This is a genomic window from Streptomyces sp. NPDC046465, assembly GCF_040646035.1.
Classification (GTDB): Bacteria; Actinomycetota; Actinomycetes; order Streptomycetales; family Streptomycetaceae; genus Streptomyces.
The window spans coordinates 18,414-39,893 of the sequence record NZ_JBEYZK010000027.1 but is presented as its reverse complement, the minus strand read 5'-3'; the positions used below and the strand labels follow the sequence as shown (position 1 = coordinate 39,893).

Here is a 21,480-nt window from a genome sequence, read left to right as displayed (position 1 = left end):
CCCGCACCAGGTCAGGCATCCGGAGCAACCGTCGGCTTACACATGCCGAAGCGGGTATACGGTGCTGCGTGAAAGCTCCTTGCCCGGCCGCCGAAACCCAGGACGCGCCGACACAGCTCAAGAAGGTCCTGACCACCCCACTGCTGTACTTCTTCATTCTCGGCGACGTTCTTGGCGCCGGTGTGTACGTCCTGGTGGGGCAGGTCGCCGCCGACACGGGTGGCGCCGTGTGGGCGCCGCTGCTAGTGGCACTGTGCCTGGCCTTGTTGACCGCTGCCTCGTACGCCGAACTCGTCACCAAGTACCCCAGGGCGGGCGGCGCGTCCCACTACGCCACCCTCGCGTTCGGGCCCTTCGCGGGCTTCCTGGCGGGGTTTTGCATGCTGGCCGCGGGCATCGTGTCGGTCGCCGCCCTGGCGCGAGGTTTCGGTGGCGATTACCTGACCGAGTTCATCACGCTGCCCGTGGTGCTCGTCGCGATCGTGTTCCTCGCCGCGCTGGCCCTGCTGAACGCACGGGGCATCAGCGAGTCGACGCGGGCCAACGTCATCGCCACGGTGATCGAGGTCGGCGGGCTGCTGCTGGTGATCGGGCTCGGCGCGTGGATCGTGCTGCGCGGCGAGGGAGATCCGGGGCGGCTGACGGATCTGGGGACGGCGGAGAAGGGGCCCGCGACGGCGGTTCTGAGCGGGGCTGTCCTTGCCTACTACTCCTTCGTCGGTTTCGAGACCTCCGTCAACGTTGCCGAAGAGACCCGCAACCCCCGCCGTGCCTACCCGCGGGCCCTGTTCGGCGCGCTGATCACGGCAGGCGCGGTCTACGCGTTGGTCGGCACGGCAGCCTCGGCAGCGGTGCCGACCGACACGTTGGTGGAATCCAGCGGGCCGTTGCTCGAGGTGGTCCGCGCGGCCGGTGGCGTGCCGACGGAACTGTTCAGTGCCATCGCCCTGGTCGCCGTAGCCAATGGGGCTCTCCTCACCGGCATCATGTCCTCGCGGTTGGCCTACGGCATGGCCCGGGACGGTCTGCTGCCGCAGTTTCTGACGAAGGTGCTGCCCGGTCGGCGTACACCGTGGGCCGCGATCATCGCCACCACCGTGCTCTCGCTGCTGCTCGCGCTGACCGGTGACGTGGCCACCCTCGCTTCCACGCTGGTCCTGCTCCTGGTGGTGGTCTTCTTCATCGTCAACACCTCGGTCCTCGTCCTGCGCCGAGACGCCACCGGCGAGCGGGAGCACTTCCGGGCGCCGGTCGCCATTCCGGTGCTGGGGGCGGCCTCCTGCGTCCTGCTCGCCACCCAGATCGAGCGCGAGGTATGGCTGCGGGGGCTCATCGTGCTCGCGGTCGGCGCGGTGCTGGGGGCGGTCGCGGCCCTGCGCAAGCGGCGAGTTCGCAAGGCGCCGACAGACTGAACCCCGAGAAGTGCGCCGGCGGAGCCGCAACTGTCCCGGACGAGCGACCGGACGAGCGACCGGACGAGCGACCGGATGTGCGACCGGACGAGCGACTGGATGAGCAACCGGATGAGCGACCGGATGTGCGACCGGACGAGCGAGCGGCTTCGCTCGGCTACGAGAACCGGCGGTCCCGGCTCGTCGCCAGGCATCGGGCGTCCCGTTCGGGACGCAGAAGCCGCAGGGCCAGCAGCCCGGTGAGGCCGAGCAGGGCCGACGTGAGCAGGAACGCGGCGCGGTAGCCGGTGGCGACCGAGTCCGCGGTGTCGGCGATACGGCCGACCGCCCAGGGGGACAGGGCCCCGGCCAGGGCGTAGACGAAGGCCAGTGCGCCGAGCACCACTCCGCGCTGCGACGCCGGAGCGATCCGGGCGCACGCGGTCTGGGCCACCGTCATGATGACGTTGGCCAGCGCCATCGGGCCGAGCATCAACAGCACCTTGAGCCATACGGCGTCGGTCAGGGCGAACAGGGCCACGGCGACCGCGGCCAGGCACATCAGGGCGCCCGTGCCGGGTCCGCTCGGTGGCTTCGGCCGGCGCTGGGTCAACAGCCCGTGTCCCACGAGCACCACGCCGTTGGCGAGCGCGGCGCCGGTCACCAGGAGGCCGGCCTGGTGCAGGCTCAGGCCGGTGACCGATTCCAGGTAGTCCGGCATCCAGGTCAGATTGGCGCTGAGCATCCAGTAGGCGGCGAACGCGCCGAGCGCGGCGCTGATCCAGGTGCCCGAGAGCAGGATGCGGCGGTAGGGGACGGTCTCCGGGGCGGCCCCGCCCTCTTCGGCCCGGCGTGCGTACGGGCCCTCGGCCCCGCGCAGCGCCCAGTAGGCCGCCCAGACCAGCTCCGCCAGGCCGACCGAGCCGAAAGCCCACCGCCAGCCGAAGTGGTCGATCACGAGGGTGAGGGTGGGGGCGGCGACGGCGACTCCGGCCGCGGCGCCGGTCAGGAGCACCGCGGTCGGCAGGGTGCGCTCCCGCTGTTCGAACCAGCCGTGCAGATGGTGGGTGGCGACCGGCATGGCGGGCCCCTCGGCGGCACCGAGCAGCACCCGCGTGGCCAGCAGTGTGCCGAAGCCGGCAGCCGTCCACAGCATCGGCAGCTGTGCGCCCGCCCACAGCAGGGCCATCGCCAGCAGCAGGACCGTCGTACGGACGGTGCGGGTCAGATACGACACGGCCAGGGCGGAGACGCTGAACAAGGCGAAGGACGCCGCGGAGGCGGTGCCGAACTGCTCCCGGGTGAGGCCGAGGTCATCCATGATCGGTTTCGCGGCCAGTCCGAGCACGGTCTTGTCGGCGAAGTTGACCAGCATGAAGGCCAGCAGCACCCACGTGGTCCGCCAGCCGGAGCCGCGCAAGGTCCCGTCGGGGCTGTGTCGTGTCATAGAGGACATGGAGCTCCTTCGGAGGGTCGCGTCACCGGCATGACGCCGATCTTGCAGCCAGGAAGGGCCGGGCGGACACCCGTCAGAGTCACAGTCGTGTGCGCCGGGTACTGTGACGGCTCACAGTCGGCGGCGAGGTGGACCATGACGCAAGAGGAACCGCGGGACCGCGGGCGATCGGCTGGTCTCTCACCGGCCGCGGTGGCGTTGGCCGCTCGCTGCGAGCCGCGAGTGAACGAACTGGCCCGGCGCATGGCCCGAGAGGTGTTCGAGCAGCTGCGCGGGTACTCCGGCCTGCCCGCCGACGTCAAGGATGTGGAGATCGCGGCGACGGCCCGGCACGCGATGCGGTTGTTTCTGCGCGGGGCCGCCGGAGGAGTGGCCCCGGACGCGCTGGAGCACTTCCAGGAACGTGCGGCCCAGCGCGCCGAGGAAGGCATGCCGCTGCACCTCCTGCTGCGTACGTACGGTTTGGGCGTACGGGAGTTGTGGCGGGTGCTGCGCGAGACCGCCGCCCCCGGGGAGCAGGACGCCCTCGCCGAGTTGGCCGAGGCGCTGTTCACCGCGGAGGACCGGGTCGTGGGCGCGGTGACCGAGAGCTACCTCGACGAGCAGGCCGCCCTCGTCGCGGAACGGCAGGAACAGCGCCGTTCCCGGGCCCGCGCCTTGCTGGAGGGGGGCGCGGATCCGGCGGGCCCCACAGCGGACGGGCCCACGCTGGTGCTGTACGCGGGATTCATCGAAACGGTGCCGTCCGGCGAGCGCTCCCCGGTGGCGGTGCGGCGCCTGCTCCGCCGGGCACAGACCGCCCTTGACCGTGCCTTCGGCGCCGAGACCCTCGCCCTGCTGGACGGCGGTGGCGGCCATGTCGTCGTCCCCGGACGCGGCGAGGCACCCGCACGGCTTCTTGACGCACTGCGCGAGGCGGTGGGCCCGGAGGTGCGGATGGCCTGTGCCCGGGCGCAGTCGGCACAGGACATTCCGGCGGCCGGCCGACAGGTCGCGGAGGTGGTCCGCGTGGCTCGTGCCTGCGGCAGGCCGGCCGGTCTGCACCGGCTCGACGACGTCCTGCTGGAGTACCACCTGTCCCGCCCGAGCGACGCGAGCGACCGGATCGCCGCCCTCCTCGCCCCGCTGGACGGCCGCCCCGAACTCCTCCAGACCCTCCGCATCCACCTGGGGCAGCGCCAGGACCGCCGGGCCACCGCCCGCGTCCTGAGCCTGCACCCCAACTCCGTGGACAACCGGCTCACCCGGATCCAGGAACTGACCGGCCTCGACCTCGGCTCACCCAGGGACACGGCGCTGGCACTCGCGGCCCTGTCCGTGCGAGCCGCCGGTGCCGCGGGAGGCGGCGCTGCGGGAGGCGGCGTCACGGGGTCCGACGCTACGGGGTGACGATCGCGAAGTCGGGATCGGGCGCGTCCAGCAGCCCTCCGAAGGTCAGCAGCGCCTGGGCGTCACCGTCGAGCGTCACCCCGCCCCCCGCGATCTCGTCGACGAACGTCGCACGGCCGCCCAGGACCGCATCGAGGGTGGTGCGCGCCAACCGGAGGGTGGCGACGGGCCGTTCGCCGCGCGGGGCGTCGCCGCGCATCGGCGTCAGCGCCCCGTTGGAGAGCAGCAGCGTCCAGTCCTCGCCGGTGTCGGTGAACTCCCAGCGCAGCACCAGCCGCCCGGCCTCAGCGGCGCGCGGACCGTTGAGCCGTACCGCCATCGACTGGAAGATCTGCTCGGCGGTGAGCGCGGCCAGGATGTCCGGCGCCGAGCGGGTCGGGGTGCCGATGATGCCGGCGCGCAGCTCGGCCGCGCCCATGAGGTAGAAGTTGCGCCACGGGCCGCACTCGGAGCCCTGGCCGATCCGCTCGAACGTCCCGGCCTGCAGAGCGCGCGCCTCGGCGTGCTCGGGCTCGGCGAACAGGACGTGGCCGAGCACCTCCGCGACCCACCGCAGGTCCCCGGCCTCGTACGACGTGCGGGCCTTGGCGACCACCGCGTCGGCGCCGCCCATGAACTCCACGTACCGGCGGGCGGACTCCGTCGGCGGATGCTGCCACAGGTGGGCCGGGTTGCTGTCGAACCAGCCCATGTACCGCTGGTAGACCGCCTTGGCGTTGTGGCTGAGCGAGCCGTAGTAGCCGCGGGCGTGCCAGGCACGCTCCAGGCCGGGCGGGAAGCGCAGCCCTTCGGCGATCTCCGCACCGGTCTGCCCGGCGTTGATCAACCGTACGGACTGGTCGTGCAGGTAGGCGTAGGCGTCGCGCTGTTCCTCCAGGAACCGGACGGCGCGGTCCTGGCCCCAGGTCGGCCAGTGGTGGGAGCCGAAGACGACGTCGGTGTCCTCGGCGTACAGCCGGATCGTCTCGGTCAGGTAGCGGGCCCACGCGCTCGGGTCGCGGACCAGGGCCCCGCGCAGGGTGAGGACGTTGTGCAGGGTGTGGCAGGCGTTCTCGGCGGCGCACAGGACCCGCAGATCCGGGAAGTGGAAGTTCATCTCCGCCGGAGCCTCGGTGCCCGGTGTGAGCTGGAAGACGATCCGCACCCCGTCGACGGTCTCCTCCTGGCCCGTGCGGGAGACGTCCAGAGTCGGCGCGATCAAGCCCACGCTGCCGGTCGACGTGGTCTGCCCGAGCCCGCAGCCGATCTGCCCGGCCGGCCCCTTGGGCAGCGAGGCCCCGTACATGTAGCTCGCGCGGCGCGCCATCGCCGTCCCCGTGAAGACGTTCTCGCTCGCCGCGTGTTCGAGGAACCCGACGGGCGCGATGACCGGCACCCGACCGGCCGCCACCTCGGCCGCGTCGACGACGCCGCGCACGCCGCCGAAGTGGTCCACGTGCGAGTGCGTGTAGATCACCGCTGTCACCGGCCGCTCGCCGCGATGCTCGCGGTACAGCGCCAACGCGGCGGCCGCCACCTCCGAGCTGATCAGCGGGTCGACGACGATGACGCCGCGCTCGCCCTCCACGAAGGAGATGTTCGACAGGTCGAGGCCGCGCACCTGATAGATGCCGGGCACCACCTCGTACAGCCCCTGCCGCGCCACCAGTCGGCTCTGCCGCCACAGTGACGGGTGCGCGGTGGGCGGACAGTCCTCTTCCAGGAAGCCGTAGGCGTCCGCGTCCCACACCACGTTGCCGTCCGTGTCCCTCACCGTGCCGGGCACGAGCCGGCCGAGAAGGCCCCGGTCCGCGTCGGCGAAGTCCTGATCGTCGTCCCAGGCCGGACCGTCGCCCCTGGGCTCTTGCTCGCTGCTGCCGTTCATGTCCACCGATGTTCACAGCCTCGAGTGAAAAGCGCCTGAGGACACATCACAGAGGAACCGCTGACACGTCACACCGGAGGCCGGTATCGCGGCGGCCCACACCGACAACGGCGTGGGCATCGCGGGTGGTGCGCCGGGCGCGAGGATCATGCCGGTTCGGGGCCTTGGCGCGGAGGGCAGGGGCGGCGCGAGCATCACGAGGGGCATCGTCCGGGCCGCACAGCACGGCGCGGACGCCATCAATCTGTCCCTCGGCGTGTCCGCCGTGGCCGCCCTCCTGCGCCAGCAAGGGGGGATGGGGGATCGTGGACGCGAAGGCGGCGGTGAGCACCGCGGAACGGAGAGTTCTGGCCCATGACGTGGCGCGCAACAGGGCCCAGGGGCACCAGGGCGACGCGGGAAGCGTCGGCGGGCAGTTCCGCGGCTTGCTGCGAGGCGCTCGGATGCGGTCCCACCGCTTCCAGGAGCCTCACACCGGAGTGCGCGTCGAACCCCTCGACCTGCGCGCACCGCATCAGCACAGCCAGAACGCGCCGCGGCAACCCGGCTGACACGCAAGCGGCCGCTCAGGCCGATGACGGCGATCGCCTCACCTGATACGTCGGGCATGCCAAGTCGCCTCTGTAGCAGGGGAACTGGAAAACACGGCAAGCGGGGGCAGCTGCCACTCCGCGTAGGGAAAGGGCAGGAGGTATCCCCCTCCAGTGAGCCAGCCGAAAGGCGTGACGGGGCCATGCTGCGGACCCGGATGTGTTGCGAGTGTGGGCGCGGTCCAGGTTTTGCAGCACCTGGGCGGAGCCGACGTGTTGGGCTTGCGCGGACGGCCGCAGCACGCAACGGCGGCGGCCGCGGCCCGGGACTTCGTGTCCGACACTGCTTCCGGTCGATGTAGGCGATTCCGGCCGACAGCCCACGACCGGCGGACGCGCACCCCCCCCCAGGCGGGGGGGGGTGAACCCCCCGATCCGGGGAGGGGACAGGGGCGTCGACATGACCTCGTAGCCGCCTCTTTGCGGTCTCTTTCTTGAGGCGTCGGACTGGCGCGACCAAGATCAAGTTTCAGTCCCGGCAACCGCTCGGACCGGATCTTCGATGAGGAGACAACGTGCAGTTCAAGGCGTCCAGACGTATGCGGATCGCCGGTGTCGGTGCGGTCACCGCTGCCGCTGTGCTGACCACGCTCGCCCCCGTCGCGCTCGCGGCGGAGCCCGCTCACCGCGACGGCGGGGAGGGCGGCGCCGCCGAAGGGGCGGCGTACAACGACCAGGAGGTCGTCGGGCTCCTCACGCTGGGCAGTGGCCGTGCCGCACAGGAGCACCCGGACGTCCTCGACAAGTTCGGCATTCCGCACCAGAACGTGGGTGAGGCGAAGACCGCCGCCTTCACGAGGGCGCTGAGCGAGGTCGATCCGCGCTTCCACGAGACCGTCACCGAGAACGTGCAGAGCGGCGACCCGTACAAGGTCGACGCCGCGCTCACCCGCCTCGCGGCCGACGTGAACAAGGTGACCGACAAGAAGTCGCTTCCCGACGGCGTCGCGCGTGGTTCCTTCTGGGTCAAGACGGACAACGTCGTTCTCCAGACCGGCACGGTGGCCACCACGGTGGCGGCCGTCGCTGAGGTCGGCGTGGTCGTGGTGGTCGCCTACCGGACCGCCGACGACACCTCACAGTTCACCCGTGAGGCGCTGAACGTCGCGGTGGCCAAGGCCCTGTAAGCGCCGAGGTCCTGTGCACACCGTGTGTGGAGTGTCGCCCCCTTCCGGGCGGGCGGCGCCCCGCACGTCCGAGGAAACGTACATGAGCGACATGTCCCAGGCCGTACGGCAAGAGCGCCGGGCCTTCGGCACGGCTGCCGCCGCGCTGTTCGCCGTCCTGGCCGCCTCCATCTACTTCGCCATGCCGCGCAATGTGACCACGCAGCCCTGGATGCCCCCGGTGAAGACCGCGTTCTCCGCGTTCGTACCGCAGGGTTGGGCCTTCTTCACCAAGGACCCGCAGAGCGAGCAGTTCGGCGCCTATCGGCCGCGCGGCGCAGGAGCGCGGCCCGAGGACCTCTCGCTGACCCCGCAGGGCAAGCCCGAGAACCTCTTCGGTCTGTCGCGGCGGCAGCGTGCCCAAGGCCCCGAGGAGGCGCTGCTCGCCTCCAAAGTGCGTCACTGGGAGAACTGTCAGGGCTCCCGGGACGACTGTCTGCGTGCCGCCGCGGCTCGGCCCGCCGCCGCGGTGACCAACTCCTCGCCCCTTCCCTCGCTCTGTGGAGACGTCGTCGTGACCAACCAGCGGCCCGTGCCCTGGGCCTATCGGGATCTGCTGCCCGAGACCTCGCGCGTGATCCGCGCGGCGCACCTGAGGATCCGGTGCGATGGCTGAGACGACGAAGCCCGGGCCGAAGGCGGGAGAGCCGTCGATCGCCGACAGCGACAGCTCGGCGGCCGACCGGAACGAAATGGCCGACCGGAACGAAATGGCCGACCGGAACGAAATGGCCGACAGGCGCGAGAGGGCAGGCGGCGGGGGAGCGGCGGCTGCTTCGGTCGAGAGCCTGCCCGGCGCCGTGTACCGGGCGCTCGGACGCTTCGACCCTCGGTCGGTGTGGTTCGGCTGGGGCCGCACGATCATCGCCCTGGCGCATCTGATCACGCTGGCGCTCACGCCGTCCGCCGCGCTGCTCCACCCCCTCCTCGGTGAGCAGCCCTACCCGCACTGCGCGGGCGTGCAGGCCATCTCCTCGTACTGCGTGGGCGGCGACGCGGTCTCCCAGGAGTGGCGCCGCTGGATCATGGTCGCGCTGCTCGCCCTGGTCGCCAGTGGGTTCCGGCCCCGCTGGACGGCGTGGATCCACGCCTGGATCGCGTACTCGATCGGCGTCAGCACCGCGCTGCCCGACGGCGGCGAAGCCATCGCGCGGATCGTGTGCCTGCTCCTGATCCTCATGGCCCTGGCCGACGACCGGCGTTGGCACTGGCAGCGGCCGACCACCGCCCTCGGCCCACGGCGCCGAGGGGTGGCGTTCGCCGCCTTCTGGGCGCTGCGCATACAGCTGGTGATCCTCTATTTGCAGTCCGGCATCAGCAAGTTCGGCGTCGCGGACTGGTTGAACGGCTCTGCCGAGTACTACGTGTTGCGCGACCCGGTCTTCGGTGTCGCCGAGCCCTTCGCATCACCGCTGCTGACCATGTCCGGAAATGGATGGCTGGTCAGTGCGATGACCTGGGGCGCGATCATCATTGAGTTGGTGATCGCCGCGTTGCTGATCGGGCCGGAGCACTGGCGGAAGCTGGCTTTCCGGATGGATGTGCTGCTGCACGGCGCCATCATCGCGACCATCGGCCTGTGGAGTTTCAGTCTGATCATGATCGGCTCCGCCGCGGTCGCCGCGACGCCGGACCGCGTGGAGCCCGCGGACCCCGTACCGCCGTACCGATCTCCACCCCCCACCTCAGCTAAGGAGAGACACATGGCCAAGGACACCATCATCGCGTGCGGCAAGGGGCACGTCTTCTGGGGAAGCTGGGTTCACGGAGCCTCAGTGACCACCATCCGGCTCGGCCCGCGCCGTCTGGGCATGTGCAAGGCGGGGCGACATCTGTCACTGCTCCGTCGCGTCGACGAGAGCGAGCTGACGCCCGAGCAGCGCGGCACCCTCTTCGACGCACCGTGACGGGAGTACGCATCGAGGGGGTCGTTGCCGGGTACCGCGGACGCCCGGTCATCGGCCCCATCGACACCGAACTCGCCGCCGGGGTCCATGTCCTGCTCGGACGCAACGGCGCCGGGAAGACCACGCTCATGCGGGTTCTGGCCGGTATCCTGCCGCCACTCGCGGGGCGGGTGCTCCTCGGCGGCACCGACCTGGCCGCCCATCGCGAGGCGAAGCGCGCGGTCGGGGTGCTCACCCACCGTGCCGCACTCAGCCCGCAGTTGAGCGTGCGGGACAACCTGGAGTTCTGGGCCCGGGTGCAGGGCCTGGACAGGGAGCGGCGCACCGCTCGGATAAGGGACGCGGCCGGGCGGTTCGACATCGAAGGACTGCTCGACCGGCGTACCGCGCGGCTCAGCAGGGGCCAGCGGCAGCGGGCCGATCTTGCCAGGCTGACCCTGACCGACCCGGACGTACTGCTGCTCGACGAGCCCATGACGGGGCTCGACCCGGTCAGCGCCGAGCACACCCGCGCACTCATACGTTCCTGGGGTGCGCACAAGACCGTCCTCTACTCCACGCACAGCGTGCCCGAGGCGATGACGCTCGCCTCACAACTGCTGATCCTCAAAGGCGGGGCGCTCACCGGCCTGCCCGTGCCCGTGGCGCAGGCACCGGAGCGGGCCGCGTCGCCTTCCGCGTACGACCTGCGCACCTCGTGCGGCGGCGGAGTCTGGGAGCGGGCCGAGCTGGGGCAGGACACCACGATCGGCGCGCACATCGCGGGGCTCGTCGCCAAGGGCGTCGAGGTCACGGACGTACGCCCCGTCGCCGTAACCGCGACCGGCGCCACCCGGGCCGTCACTGAAACCGCCATCCATCAACTTCTGGACGAATCCTCATGACCACCGGCGGACTTCTCGGCGCCCTGCTCGTCCGCACATGGCGTCACCAGGGCCGACAGGCTCTGCTCGTCCCGGCGGCCGCGGGCACGGGCCTCGTCGCCCTGCTGCTCGTACTGCCGCACGTCTTCCCCGACGCGGTCCACGGAGAGCTCGTCGCCGCCGACAACGACCTGGTCACCGTGGCCGGTCTGCACTCCGACACCGCTCGCGCGCTGAGCACCGCGCTGCTCGCCGCGCCCACCCTGCTCGGGGTGGCCGCCGCGCTGATCACAGGGGCCGTCAGCCGCGCCGTGGTCTCCGGGGACGTGGGAGGCGGCTCCATGGAAGCGCTGCTCGCCACCCCGATCCGCCTGCGCTCCGTCTACCTCGCCTACACCGCGTGCGCGCTGATCACGGGGGCGCTGTCCTGGCTCCTCCTCGTACTCGGTTTCACCGGACCCGCCTGGGCGGCCCTCGCGCTCGGCGGCAGCAGTGTGCACCTCAGCGCCGGATACCTGCTGTTGGGCTTGCTCGTCCCGGCCGCCTCCGTGCTGTGGGCCGCGTCCGCCACCGTGTTCATCGGTTTCCGCTGGCCCGCCGGGCTGCGGCCGACCTCCGGGCTCGGCGGAGGGCTCGCACGGGCGGTCGCCCTGCTCCCCGCGCTGGGGGCGACGACGGCCGGCAGCCTGGCGCCGAACGCTTATACGACGGTGACGGGTTGGTACGTGAGCGGCACCGCGGTGCTGACGGCTGTGCTGCTTGTGCTGATGCCGCTGGTCTTCAGGGCGGAGCAGGTCCTGGAATAGCGGGTTCGCCCGGCTTGCGCACATCAGGAGGGGAATCCCATGATGGGCACTTGATCAACAGGGGGAGCGACGGGGGCGACGGGGCAGTGGCGGACAAACGGGCAGGTCGGCCCGACGGCGTCAGTGACGTCAGCGATGTCATCGACGTCGTGATCGTCGATGACGAGGAACTGTTCCGTACGGGACTGCGGATGGTTCTGGAGACGGCCGGGGACATACGTGTGGTCGAGGTGTGCGAGGCGGATGGCGTGCTCAAGGCCGTCGCGGCGCACTCGCCCGACGTGGTGCTGCTCGACATCCGGATGCCCCAACGCGATGGCCTCGCCGTGCTCGAGGACCTCAAGGGACGCATTCCGACGCCGGCCGTGGTCATGCTGACGTCCTTCAGCGCCGACGCGTATGTGGTGCGCGCGCTGCGTGCCGGGGCCGACGGTTTCCTGCTCAAGGACAGTGATCCGGCCGACTTGATCCGCGCCGTGCGTGCGGCAGCGGTTGGCGGTGGACTGCTCTCCCCCTCCGTCGGCGCAGCGGTCGTGGAGGGGTACGCAGCCTCGCTGGAGGCCCGGACACCTCCTGGCCCTGACCCTGACCCGGAGTCGGCGGATGAGCGGCATGGTCGGCGGGAGGCCGCCCTGCCGTCGCCCGACGCCTCAGGACGCAACGGCACGGCTGGTGCGGGTGGTGCGGGTGGTGTGGCCGGTGCGGACCAGCAGAGCGCGTCGCACGAGCTGCGGCGGCGTATGGCCCGGCTCACCGCCCGCGAGCACGAGGTGCTCGCGCTGCTCGGCACCGGCCTGTCCAACCCGGAGATCGCCGAACAGCTCGGCATCACTCCTGGTACGGCCAAGGAGCACGTCAGCGCCACGCTCGCCAAGCTCGGCACGGACAACCGCGTACGAGCCGCGGTCATCGCCTATCAGGCCGGCCTCGTCGGCGGGCCTCGGCCGACTCCGGTTCGCGACGGCGGAACGCCGCCGGGACCGGCCCGATGACCCCCGCGACGCCCCGACTCCCGCCCTTCCCGCGGCCCCCGCGGCCCCTGCGGCGCTGTGCGACAGAGGCCGCCGTAGTGCTCCTCGCGGGCATTGACCTGTTGGTGGAATTCCTCGAAGGCGAGAAGGAGCAGCCCGGCCCGTACGGCCTCGCGCTGACGGTGCTCGCTCTGGCGGCCCTGCCGTGGCGGCGGCGCCGACCAGTGCTCGTACTCGTCCTGACGCTGCCCGCGCTACCGGCGGGCATGCAACTGGCCCCCCTGGTGGCCCTGGTCGCGGCGGCACGCGTACTGCCCCTCGCGGCGGCGTCGCTGTGCGCGGTCGTGGTGTCCTTCACCGAACTCCTCGACCATCTGCCGTGGCGCGGCGGATCGCCGCAGGCGCCTGGTGACCTGCTCGAAGCACTGGTCTACTGCGCGGTGTTCGGGGCGGCGCCGGCGGCGCTCGGGCAGTTGCTGCGCTCCAGGGCCCGCGTGGCCGAACAGGTCCTGGCCCTGCGGCAGAGCCAGGAGCGTGCCCTGCGGAGTGAGCGAGCCGCCGTCGAGGAGGCCGCGCGAACCGCGCTCGCCCGCGAGATGCACGACGTGGTGGGGCACGAGATGAGCCTGATCTCGGTCAGAGCGGCGGCGCTGGCCGGGCGGGCCCCGGACGCGGACACCCGCAGGGAAGCCGAATTGATCCGCGCGGTGAGCCTGCGCGCCCTGGGCGAGGTGCGGCATCTGGTCAGGGCGCTGCGGGAACAGCACCCGGGGGAGACGAGCGCGCCTCTCGGCTCCCGCCTGGCCGACATCCCCGCCCTCGTCGAGCGCAGCGGACTCACGGTGAAGCCCCTGATCATCGCCCCCGGAGAGGGGGCGTACTGGCCCGCCACAGTGGAGCTCGCCGCTTATCGCACGGTGCAGGAGGCGCTGACCAACGTACTGAGGCACGGCGACATCGACGCTCCGGTCGCTCTGCGCGTGGAGTCCGTCGACGGCGACACCTGCCTGGTCGTCGAGGTCCGCAGTGCGCCTGCCCGGGGAACGACCGGGGAAGCCGCCTTCGGAGAGGGAGGCGGCCACGGCCTGACCGGTCTGCGGGAACGCGCCCGCGTGCTGGACGGCGCGCTCACCGCGGGCCCGGCGCCGGACGGCTCCTTCCTCCTCCGGGCCGCGTTCCCGGCTCCGGGGCACGGGCTCATGGGGCCGGAGAGGCGGCTGACGGCGCCGCGACCCCCGTCGTCGGAATGCGCCCGGCCCCGAGGCGCGGGACAGTGAGCAACGTCGTCCATCGGGGGCCGAGACCGAGGGAGCGTGTGGATCGTGGCCAAGGGCAAGAAGCTCAGCAAGGGTGACCAGGTGTCCTGGAGCAGTCATGGGCAGACCGTTCCGGGGGAAGTGAAGAAGAAGATCACGGGACGGGCGGACGTGGCGGGGCGGACCGTCGACGCGTCCGCGGACGAGCCGCAGTACGAGGTCGAGAGCGACAAGACCGGCCGCCGGGCCGTCCACAAGCCCGAGTCCTTGCGTAAAAAGGGCGGGAAGGGCGGGGGTTCGTAGGGGCCGGGCGCCGAAGGGAACCGCACGTGGATCAGCCGACAGCGGGATCCGCCTCTGGCTCCGGAGAGCCTGAGCAGCAGGCCCTCTTCGGGTGGGCGGACACCGCACCGCCGCCGACCGCCGGGTACGGGGCGTATGGGGCGTATGGGGCGTACGGCGCGTTCCGGGACAGTCCCGAGGCGCGGCGGATGCTCGACGTACGGGAGGTCTACGCGGAGCCCGCGGCCCTCGACTCGCCGCGCGGGCGGCAGATCATGGCCCGGCTGCCGGACGTGCGGGTGACGGAGGTCGGGAGTCACTGGCGCATTCCCTCCCTCCACGGCAACGACGGCAACATCGCGCGATGGGTCCGCATCAAGACCGAGACGCTGGTCCTCGGGGTCAAGCACACGCTCGCCACCCGCCCCAACGGCCGGTCGGCCGACTGGATCGCGCCCGGCCCCTCCAACGGCTGCGCGATGGCCTGCGCCTACTGCTACGTCCCGCGCCGCAAGGGCTACGCGAACCCCATCACGCTGTTCACCAACATCGAGGCGATCGTCGCCCATGTCCGGCGCCATGTACGGGCACAGGGGCCCAAGACGGAACCCAAGCAATGTGATCCCCAGGCCTGGGTCTACGACATCGGCGAGAACGGCGACTGCTCCGTCGACGCTCTGGTCTGCGACAACACCGCCGATCTCGTGGCCGCTTTCCGTGGGCTGCCGACGGCCAAGGCCTCCTTCGCGACCAAGTTCGTCAACCCCGACCTGCTCGCGCTCCACCCGCGGGGGCGCACCCGGGTGCGCTTCTCCCTCATGCCTGCCGACGACGCCCGCCTCCTGGACATCCGCACCAGTCCGGTGGAGGAGCGCATCGCCGCAGCAGCCGACTTCCTCGATGCCGGGTACGAGGTCCACTTCAATCTCTCACCCGTCGTACTGCGCCCGGGATGGCAGCGGGCCTGGGCCGAGCTGCTCGACCACCTCGACGACGTGCTGCCCGCCCGGGTGAAGGAGCAGGCGGCGGCCGAGGTCATCATGCTGACGCACAACCAGGCGCTCCATGAGGTCAATCTCGGGTGGCATCCGCGGGCCGAGGAGATGCTGTGGCAGCCGGACATCCAGGAGACGAAGCGCTCGCAGAACGGCGCCCTGAACGTGCGCTACGCCCTGGAGGTCAAGCAGCGGTCCCTGACGCGGATGCGACGCCTGCTCGCGGAGCACGCGCCATGGCTGCGGGTCAGATACGCCTTCTGAAGCCGTGCCCCGGGGCCGGGTCTCCCTAGCGGCTCCCTAGCGCGAACGCTCGTCCACCGGTACGGCAGCGCGCGGCAGCCGGGGCTCCACCAGCGGACGGAACACCTTCCGCACCGGCGGGGTCGACAGCAGGAACACCGCGGTGATCACGCCGACGGTGAGGAGGAGCTGGCCCGCATGGCCCAGATCCTTCAGGACCGGGTACAGGCCCGCCGCCTCGCACGCGCGGATGATGAGGCCGTGCAGGAGGTAGGGGTACATCGTGGCGGCGCCGAGCGCCGTGAAGACCGTACGGCGGCGGGGCACGCAGGCGAAGAACGCGGCGACAAGGACCGCGCTGAGCGCGAAGATGCCGATGCGCACGGCCAGGTACTGCGGCCAGCTCACGTCGAGCTCCGCACGGCCCGCGTCCATGGAGAGCCAGTGCTCGTCCGGAGCGGGGACCAGCCGGTACGCCGCGATCCCGGCGCAGACGAGCGCCGCCACACCCCAGCGGCGGGCTGTCCTCGTGCGCAGCAGGGCGAAGTGCTCCGGGCGCAGGTTCAGGCCGAGGACGAACCAGGGCAGGAACATCAGTACGCGCGGCAGCGCCAGGTCGTAGTGCATCGTCGTGAGGCCGGCCGAGAGGGAGATCACCACGGTGACGGGCACGGGGTGGCGGATCGCCCGCCACAGGGGTGTGCTCAGGCGCCAGACGAACAGGGCGATGAGGAACCAGCAGAGGTAGGTGGGTTCCGTGGGGGTGAGGTCGAAGGGCTCGCCCCGTACCGCGCTGTACGTGGCGGAGTAGGCCGTCTCGAACAGGAGGTAGGGGATCAGCACCCCTTCGATCAGGCGGCGTACCTGGTCGGGGCGGCCGGTGAAGCGCTGTGAGAAGTAGCCGCACAGCAGGATGAACGCCGGCATGTGGAACGTGTACACCAGGGTGTGGACCGACTGGAGCGCGTGCGTGCCGTAGGAGATCTGCTCCCAGGAGTGGCCGAGGGCGACCAGCACGATCAGGAGGAACTTCGCGTTGTCGAAGAACGGGTCGCGCGCGTCCGCTGTGTTCGACGCGCCCTTCGTTCTCGTCGTGTCCTGCGTCGTGCGCAGCTCGAGCGGCTCGCTGGTGGACATCCGCATCACGCCTTAGACCTCTTCACTCCTTGCACCCCGTCACGCCTTGCAGCTCATCACGCCTTGGACCTCGCCGCCGTCCGGGTTTCCACCGCTCGCCAGGGGGCGAGGCGGCCTCCTCCGCGCGTGGCGTGGGTCCAGTACAGGCGGCTGTCGAGGCCGAGCATGGTGAGGACGACGCCGCCCGACGCCAGCGGAGCGCTCGACGGGGCGCCCGCGGGCAGTACGCCGGTGTGGTTCCACTCCGGCGTGTTCCTGGCGGTGCCCGACGTGCCCCAGGCCGTGGCGACGTCGCCCGTGGCGGTCCGGGCCGCGAGCAGGACGCCGCCCCAGTCGTCCGCGGTGACGCTCACCGGTCCGTAGCCGCCCTCCCCGCCCAGATCGGCGAGGGCCGCCGAGGTGTGGCTGGTGGACGCACGGCGTGCCCCGCGCGGCTCCGCCGAGGGGGTGAGACCGTCCGCGCGCAGGCGGGTGGAGCGCACGTTTCCGGAGCCGGGAGTGCGGTGGAAGACCCGGACGCCGTCGTCGTCCCGCCGGACGGTCAACGGCAAGGTGGTGGCCGCGATGCCGGTGGCCAGCGGGCCGCGCACGTCCGCACCCGGCCTGTCCTGGATCCAGGCGAGGACGCTGCGCGGGGTGGCGGCAAGGACGTAGGCGCGCCCGGCGCGGTCCGTGGCGGCGACCGGATCGCCGTGCACGGCCTCGCCGCCGTGGTCGCGCCAGGGCGTCCACGTGCCGTCCTGCTGCTGGACGCGCGCGCTCAGCCGGTGGGTGCTGTCGCGCACGAACACCGACATCGTGCCGTCCTCGTGCACCACGACCGCGGGCGAACCGATGTCGTTCGTGCCGACCTCGTCGGACAGCTCCGGGCTGTCGAGGGACTGCCAGGAGCCGAAGGCGCGGCCCGGGGCGTCCTGAACGATGAATCCCACTTCCCTGCGGTAGTCGGCCGGATGATCGCCGAACAGCGTGCGGGTACCGAAGGCGGCGATGCGCCCGTCGGGCAGGGCCACCGGCCGCACGCCCGTATCGATCCCGGTCTCCTCCTGGAGCACGGGCCCCGTCCACTTGCCCGCGGTCCACCGCGCGCCTTTGCCGCCCGGCCGGTGCCAGTGCGCGATCCGGCCGTCCAGCACGGCGAAGGCCCACAGGCTGTCGTCCTTGCCCGCGAGGAGCCAGTCGGCGCCGCTCTCACCGGCGTGGTGGATGCTGTGCGACCAGCGGGGCTTGGGGTCCGCGGCGACCTTGCGGTCACCACAGCCCGCCGGGTCCCCGCAGACGTTCCGTGAGGTGTAGCTCCAGGAGTACGTCTCGAGCGTGCGGGCCTTGGACGCGCCGGACTCGGGGTCGAGCGCCGGCGGCAGACCGCCGTTGAAGTACCCCAGGTAGGTCTGCACGGTGAAGTGGGGGCCCACTCCGGAGGCGGCGTACCGGGCCAGGGCCTGCTGGACGAACCGGGCGCCGAAGCGATGATCCTGGTGGTCGGAACACTTGAGGTTGCGGTCGAGGCGGCCCGGCGTCGGGTTCTGCATCCGGACCTGCGTCGGCCGGAACCGCTCCAGATAGCCGGTCAGCGTCTGGACGAGCTGTTCCTTGGTGTACGAGAAATCACGGGTGACCGCACCACCGTGCGCCAACTGCGAGCCGAGCACGCCGACCCGGCCGTCCCACAGCCCGTGCAGGCTGTGCGGGCGGTCACCGAGGATGCTGCCCGCCTCGTGCAGCAGCGTCCACACCAGGTTGATGTGCGGATATCCCTGCAACGTGTCGAGCTCCGCCTGCCCGCCGCCCGCAGTCGGGATGACCGAGCGCTGCCAGGGGTGTTCCTGCCGTCCGGTGACCATTTCGGCGTAGGCGGCGCGGATACCGTTCTGGCGCGCCTTGGCGTACTTGCGCTGGTCGCGTGCGGGGCGGGGCATGCCCCGGAACGTGCCCTTACGCGGGCCGTTGACACCGTTGGATTCGCCGGACGTCAGATAGACCGTGGTCAGGGGCCGCCCGCTGCGCAGCGACTGCCCGACCTCCGGGTTGATGAAGAACAGGTCGTCATCGGGGTGCGCGACGATCTGCACGACCGATTCCTCGGTCCGGGGCTGCGGCCCGGAGGCGGCCCACGTACCGGTGGGGGCGGCCGTCCGCATGTCCGGCGACCGGTGCGGCGTGGGGGCCGCATCGCCACCGTCACTGCTCGAGCGGACGGCCATGCCTATGCCGATGCCTATGGGCGCGGTGGCGCCCAGCACGGTGGCCGCGAGGACACTGCGACGGGTTGCGCGCAGGGAACCGCGCGTTCTGGGGGGCAGGGGCATGAAGGGTGTTGCCTCATCTGACGTACCGGGCCACTCGGCCAACAGCTGCGGCTGCGGCCTCCTTGATCACGAAGGAAGATGACGTGCGCCTGCGGCGGGTTGTCCTCAGTGACCTTCATCACGGCGTCAGAGGGTTTTCAGACAAGTGGCCCCGGGCGGCGGTCGCCGGCCGGGGCCACGTTCGTCGGGGTGGAGCGCTTTGGTGGTGGAGCGCTTGGTCGTGGAGCGCTTGGTAGTGGAGCGCTTGTTCAGTGGTCGGAGTAGCTGAAGTCGCCCATCGTCCAGGCGCTGACGTCCGTGATGGCGACGCGGTACATTCCGCCCGTTTCCGGGATGCCCACCGTGCCCTGGAGGATGCGGGCCACGTGGAAGTGCAGGTGTGTGGGCGGGCCGTCCCTCTTCGCGGGGGTGTCGAAGACGCTGGAGAACTCGCTCAAGCGGTCCGAATCCGTCAGTACGTCCGACACCCGCTGCCTCCACACCGCCTCGGGAGCCAGTCGGCCGGTGATGACAGTGCCACCCGCGACCACGGTCAGGGACATTTGGTTGCTCCGCCCGGACTCCACCAGGGCGGCGACGTCAACGAGCAACTCGTCAGTCTTCGACATGGGGCCAACTATATTTCCCGGCGGATCGGCCGCCCAAGCGGGAGGCCCGGTTCTCCGTCGTCCATGGGCCCGCCGCCATGGACTACCTCGTCCTCCCGCGCCTGAAAATCTATGTCGGCTGGAGTAGACATTGAGGTGCGGCGTGGCTATGGTTTCGGTTCACGAGCAGTAGAGCGGTAGCAGTACGCAGTTCCATCGGGGCCCTGGTGCCAGTACGGCGCCAGGGCCCCTCGACGCGTGTCCCACAGAGAGGTGCAAATGACAGCAGATGACTCGAACGGTCGTCTCGACGACGACGATTTCCCCGCCTACACCATGGGTCGGGCCGCCGAGATGCTCGGCACCACGCAGGGTTTCCTCCGTGCCGTCGGTGAGGCCCGGCTCATTACTCCCCTGCGTTCCGCGGGCGGCCACCGGCGCTATTCCCGCTACCAGTTGCGCATCGCCGCCCGCGCCCGCGAACTCGTCGACCAGGGCACCCCCATCGAGGCCGCCTGCCGCATCGTCGTCCTCGAGGACCAGCTCGTAGAGGCTCAGCGCATCAATGCCGCATACCGTCGTGCCGAGCAGCCGACGTAGCCGCGCGGCCTGATGCGAACGAAGGGCCCTAGAGGTGGAGGAGGCGCTGCGTGATCTCCCTGTACTGCCGCAGCGCCAGGCGGAGTTCGGTCGACTGTGTTTCGGCGTCCTGCTCCTGCCAGGTCTCGCGCAGGGCTCGCCGCCGTTCTGCCAAGGCCTTCACCAGCTGGGCCGAGGTCTCGTCCAGTGCGGCGTCGGCCTCTTCCAGGGCCTCGTGCGGAGTGTCGGCGAAGGTGTTGATGGCGTGGCCGAGGCGCAGTGCGATCTTGTCCCGTTCGTCCGACGGGAGCAGCGGCTCCGGGCCGGAGGCGGCTCGTTCGCTCCGGCCCCGGGGCTCGCCCGCGGGCTGCTGGGCGCGTGTCTGGTCGTACATCATCAGGTGCCGTTTCCGTTCCGAACACGTAGGCGTTCTCGGTGTTCTCGACGGACGGCTTCCGGCCCGCCGAGCGTTGGTACGTCCTGCTGGGGCGCCACCGGGGCGGAGTGCTTCGCGGGGTGTTCCGGAGGGGCGTGACCCCGTGCCGTGTTGTCAGTCAACGTGCGGGGGCGGCCCCTGTCAACGAGGTGGCCGGGCAGAGGACCGCGTCGAGAACCGCAGAGGACCGCGCGGAGAACCGCGGAGGACCGCGCGGAGAACCTCAGGGCGTCAGTCCCACCGGTAGCCGTCCCCGAAGTTGAGGGTGTGCTCGAGCACGTCCTCCAAGGGGTCGTCGATCTGGCCCGTGTTGATCAGGGCGACCACGGGCGCGTTGTGCGAGTTCTCGTGGGTCTCGTCGGCGTGCGCGGTGCCGGAGCACAGGACGGCCGGTGCGGCCGTCACCGCCGCCACCAGTGCCCAACGGGACATTCTCCGCACCCAATTGCCGTTCAATGTGGCCTCCTTGAAGCGTGTGCGTACGGGCCGTCGAGCACGGACCGCTTGCCGTGTGTAACCCCGGCGCACGAAAGGAAGTCACCGACGATCATACGAACGTGTTCTGTCCGCTCAGGCGCGGAGTTCGGGTGGGAAGCCCGTCCAGCGCAGCTCCTTCGGCAGGTGCCGCATGTCGTTGTAGAAGACCACCGAGGCGGGGCGGTCGGGGGCGTAGCGGATGACGGTCAGGGCGGCGTTGCAGTGGTTCAGGCCCAGCCAGCGCCACGGCGGGGCGTCGAGCGCGGCCCGGACCAGCCAGCCGACCAGGAAGTTGTGCGTGACCAGCAGTTCGTGGCGCGGCTCCGGGCCGGGGACGGGGCCGGTGAATTGGGCGAGCGCCTCCTGGGCAAGTGCGGGACCGCCTTCGCGTTCCGCCGCGGGGAACTCGGCCAGGCGCAGCAGCGTGGCCTCGGCCGACTCCGGGGGCAGTTCGTCCTTGCGGGGGACGTACGGGAGGTAGTCGCCAGCCGGCGCCGAGCGGTGCAGGGGGACGCCGGGCAGTTGCTCGCCGATGAGGCGGGCGGTCTGTTCGGCCCGGGGAAGCGGGCCGTGGTGGATCGCCGTGAGGGGCGTCTCGCGCAGCCGCTCGCCGAGCAGCACCGCCTGGCGCAGGCCCGCCCCCGTCAGCCCGCTCTCGTCGGGGGTGGCCTCGCCGTGCCGGGTGATGTAGAGGTGGCGTGTCGAGGTCCCGGGTGTGGTCATGGTGGAGCAGCCCCTCACGGTCTTCGTCGAATGATCAGCTGGAAGGACGTGCC

Annotated in this window: 21 protein-coding genes and 1 pseudogene; 14 read left to right on the top strand and 8 right to left on the bottom strand. The window is 71.2% G+C overall.

The window, feature by feature from the left end; translation table 11 throughout:
* Positions 1-140 precede the first annotated feature (140 nt).
* Positions 141-1,412, top strand: a complete 1,272-nt coding sequence (locus ABZ953_RS32870; RefSeq protein ID WP_361731906.1) for an APC family permease — start codon at positions 141-143, stop codon at positions 1,410-1,412.
* Between the two features lie 157 nt (positions 1,413-1,569).
* On the opposite strand, the gene ABZ953_RS32865 is transcribed toward ABZ953_RS32870, so the two are convergent.
* Positions 1,570-2,838 (bottom strand): MFS transporter, encoded by a 1,269-nt coding sequence (locus ABZ953_RS32865; RefSeq protein ID WP_361731753.1) that lies wholly within the window; start codon positions 2,836-2,838, stop codon positions 1,570-1,572.
* Between the two features lie 144 nt (positions 2,839-2,982).
* On the opposite strand from ABZ953_RS32865, the gene ABZ953_RS32860 reads away from it, so the two are divergent.
* The gene (locus ABZ953_RS32860) at positions 2,983-4,236 is read left to right on the top strand and encodes a helix-turn-helix domain-containing protein (RefSeq protein ID WP_361731750.1); all 1,254 of its coding nucleotides are present in this window, start codon (positions 2,983-2,985) and stop codon (positions 4,234-4,236) included.
* Here the strand turns inward: ABZ953_RS32860 and ABZ953_RS32855 are convergent.
* Positions 4,226-6,100, bottom strand: a complete 1,875-nt coding sequence (locus ABZ953_RS32855) for an alkyl sulfatase dimerization domain-containing protein (protein WP_361731747.1) — start codon at positions 6,098-6,100, stop codon at positions 4,226-4,228. The genes ABZ953_RS32860 and ABZ953_RS32855 overlap by 11 nt on opposite strands.
* Before the next feature lie 76 nt (positions 6,101-6,176).
* Between ABZ953_RS32855 and ABZ953_RS32850 the strand changes: the two are divergent.
* The 11 genes and pseudogenes from ABZ953_RS32850 to ABZ953_RS32800 all read left to right on the top strand — a co-directional run.
* A pseudogene (locus ABZ953_RS32850) lies at positions 6,177-6,458 on the top strand (S8 family serine peptidase); the annotation flags it as partial.
* Positions 6,406-6,651, top strand: coding sequence for a hypothetical protein (locus ABZ953_RS32845; protein WP_361731746.1), 246 nt, complete (start codon positions 6,406-6,408; stop codon positions 6,649-6,651). The pseudogene ABZ953_RS32850 and the gene ABZ953_RS32845, both read left to right, overlap by 53 nt.
* Before the next feature lie 554 nt (positions 6,652-7,205).
* Entirely contained in the window at positions 7,206-7,817 is a 612-nt protein-coding gene (locus ABZ953_RS32840; protein ID WP_361731744.1) for a hypothetical protein, read from the top strand.
* 82 nt (positions 7,818-7,899) lie between these two features.
* Positions 7,900-8,472 carry an SdpA family antimicrobial peptide system protein gene (locus tag ABZ953_RS32835; RefSeq protein WP_361731741.1) on the top strand — a complete coding sequence of 191 codons (573 nt, stop codon included), beginning with the start codon at positions 7,900-7,902 and terminating at the stop codon, positions 8,470-8,472.
* Positions 8,465-9,763: a sporulation-delaying protein SdpB family protein gene (locus tag ABZ953_RS32830; RefSeq protein WP_361731739.1), complete on the top strand. Its 1,299-nt coding sequence runs from the start codon at positions 8,465-8,467 to the stop codon at positions 9,761-9,763. Before ABZ953_RS32835 ends, ABZ953_RS32830 begins: the two co-directional genes overlap by 8 nt.
* A complete protein-coding gene (locus tag ABZ953_RS32825; protein WP_361731736.1) occupies positions 9,760-10,647 on the top strand; it encodes an ABC transporter ATP-binding protein in 888 nt (295 codons plus the stop codon). Before ABZ953_RS32830 ends, ABZ953_RS32825 begins: the two co-directional genes overlap by 4 nt.
* Positions 10,644-11,432, top strand: a complete 789-nt coding sequence (locus tag ABZ953_RS32820; RefSeq protein ID WP_361731733.1) for a hypothetical protein — start codon at positions 10,644-10,646, stop codon at positions 11,430-11,432. Before ABZ953_RS32825 ends, ABZ953_RS32820 begins: the two co-directional genes overlap by 4 nt.
* 50 nt (positions 11,433-11,482) lie before the next feature.
* On the top strand, positions 11,483-12,424 hold the full coding sequence (locus ABZ953_RS32815) for a response regulator transcription factor (RefSeq protein WP_361731730.1): 942 nt from the start codon (positions 11,483-11,485) through the stop codon (positions 12,422-12,424).
* Entirely contained in the window at positions 12,421-13,680 is a 1,260-nt protein-coding gene (locus ABZ953_RS32810; protein ID WP_361731727.1) for a histidine kinase, read from the top strand. The genes ABZ953_RS32815 and ABZ953_RS32810 overlap by 4 nt, the downstream gene beginning before the upstream one ends.
* Positions 13,681-13,725: 45 nt before the next feature.
* Entirely contained in the window at positions 13,726-13,962 is a 237-nt protein-coding gene (locus ABZ953_RS32805; RefSeq protein WP_361731724.1) for a DUF2945 domain-containing protein, read from the top strand.
* 26 nt (positions 13,963-13,988) lie between these two features.
* The gene (locus ABZ953_RS32800) at positions 13,989-15,200 is read left to right on the top strand and encodes a spore photoproduct lyase family protein (RefSeq protein ID WP_361731721.1); all 1,212 of its coding nucleotides are present in this window, start codon (positions 13,989-13,991) and stop codon (positions 15,198-15,200) included.
* Between the two features lie 36 nt (positions 15,201-15,236).
* Here the strand turns inward: ABZ953_RS32800 and ABZ953_RS32795 are convergent, their stop codons facing one another.
* The 3 genes from ABZ953_RS32795 to ABZ953_RS32785 all read right to left on the bottom strand — a co-directional run bounded on the left by ABZ953_RS32795 (position 15,237) and on the right by ABZ953_RS32785 (position 19,233).
* Entirely contained in the window at positions 15,237-16,316 is a 1,080-nt protein-coding gene (locus tag ABZ953_RS32795) for an acyltransferase family protein (RefSeq protein WP_361731718.1), read from the bottom strand.
* 56 nt (positions 16,317-16,372) lie between these two features.
* Entirely contained in the window at positions 16,373-18,625 is a 2,253-nt protein-coding gene (locus ABZ953_RS32790; protein WP_361731715.1) for a PIG-L family deacetylase, read from the bottom strand.
* Between the two features lie 248 nt (positions 18,626-18,873).
* Positions 18,874-19,233 (bottom strand): hypothetical protein, encoded by a 360-nt coding sequence (locus tag ABZ953_RS32785; RefSeq protein ID WP_361731712.1) that lies wholly within the window; start codon positions 19,231-19,233, stop codon positions 18,874-18,876.
* Positions 19,234-19,491: 258 nt separating this feature from the next.
* Between ABZ953_RS32785 and ABZ953_RS32780 the strand changes: the two genes are divergently transcribed.
* The gene (locus ABZ953_RS32780) at positions 19,492-19,812 is read left to right on the top strand and encodes a MerR family transcriptional regulator (RefSeq protein WP_361731709.1); all 321 of its coding nucleotides are present in this window, start codon (positions 19,492-19,494) and stop codon (positions 19,810-19,812) included.
* A gap of 28 nt (positions 19,813-19,840) precedes the next feature.
* Here ABZ953_RS32780 and ABZ953_RS32775 read toward each other — a convergent pair whose 3' ends face one another.
* The 3 genes from ABZ953_RS32775 to ABZ953_RS32765 form a co-directional block, all read right to left on the bottom strand.
* Complete coding sequence (locus ABZ953_RS32775; RefSeq protein WP_361731707.1) at positions 19,841-20,188, bottom strand: hypothetical protein; 348 nt, start codon at positions 20,186-20,188, stop codon at positions 19,841-19,843.
* A gap of 270 nt (positions 20,189-20,458) precedes the next feature.
* Entirely contained in the window at positions 20,459-20,659 is a 201-nt protein-coding gene (locus ABZ953_RS32770; protein WP_361731704.1) for a hypothetical protein, read from the bottom strand.
* Between the two features lie 138 nt (positions 20,660-20,797).
* Positions 20,798-21,427 (bottom strand): histidine phosphatase family protein, encoded by a 630-nt coding sequence (locus ABZ953_RS32765; RefSeq protein ID WP_361731701.1) that lies wholly within the window; start codon positions 21,425-21,427, stop codon positions 20,798-20,800.
* Positions 21,428-21,480 lie beyond the last annotated feature (53 nt).

What these genes read in the sequence shown, in the direction of transcription:
- ABZ953_RS32780 (WP_361731709.1), top strand. Translation starts at nt 19,492, where the DNA reads ATGACAGCAGATGACTCGAACGGTCGTCTCGACGACGACGATTTCCCC.
- ABZ953_RS32795 (WP_361731718.1), bottom strand. Translation starts at nt 16,316, where the DNA reads ATGTCCACCAGCGAGCCGCTCGAGCTGCGCACGACGCAGGACACGACG.
- ABZ953_RS32785 (WP_361731712.1), bottom strand. Translation starts at nt 19,233, where the DNA reads ATGTCGAAGACTGACGAGTTGCTCGTTGACGTCGCCGCCCTGGTGGAG.
- ABZ953_RS32835 (WP_361731741.1), top strand. Translation starts at nt 7,900, where the DNA reads ATGAGCGACATGTCCCAGGCCGTACGGCAAGAGCGCCGGGCCTTCGGC.
- ABZ953_RS32810 (WP_361731727.1), top strand. Translation starts at nt 12,421, where the DNA reads ATGACCCCCGCGACGCCCCGACTCCCGCCCTTCCCGCGGCCCCCGCGG.
- ABZ953_RS32865 (WP_361731753.1), bottom strand. Translation starts at nt 2,838, where the DNA reads ATGACACGACACAGCCCCGACGGGACCTTGCGCGGCTCCGGCTGGCGG.
- ABZ953_RS32820 (WP_361731733.1), top strand. Translation starts at nt 10,644, where the DNA reads ATGACCACCGGCGGACTTCTCGGCGCCCTGCTCGTCCGCACATGGCGT.
- ABZ953_RS32855 (WP_361731747.1), bottom strand. Translation starts at nt 6,100, where the DNA reads ATGAACGGCAGCAGCGAGCAAGAGCCCAGGGGCGACGGTCCGGCCTGG.
- ABZ953_RS32830 (WP_361731739.1), top strand. Translation starts at nt 8,465, where the DNA reads ATGGCTGAGACGACGAAGCCCGGGCCGAAGGCGGGAGAGCCGTCGATC.
- ABZ953_RS32775 (WP_361731707.1), bottom strand. Translation starts at nt 20,188, where the DNA reads ATGATGTACGACCAGACACGCGCCCAGCAGCCCGCGGGCGAGCCCCGG.
- ABZ953_RS32770 (WP_361731704.1), bottom strand. Translation starts at nt 20,659, where the DNA reads ATGTCCCGTTGGGCACTGGTGGCGGCGGTGACGGCCGCACCGGCCGTC.
- ABZ953_RS32860 (WP_361731750.1), top strand. Translation starts at nt 2,983, where the DNA reads ATGACGCAAGAGGAACCGCGGGACCGCGGGCGATCGGCTGGTCTCTCA.
- ABZ953_RS32790 (WP_361731715.1), bottom strand. Translation starts at nt 18,625, where the DNA reads ATGCCCCTGCCCCCCAGAACGCGCGGTTCCCTGCGCGCAACCCGTCGC.
- ABZ953_RS32765 (WP_361731701.1), bottom strand. Translation starts at nt 21,427, where the DNA reads ATGACCACACCCGGGACCTCGACACGCCACCTCTACATCACCCGGCAC.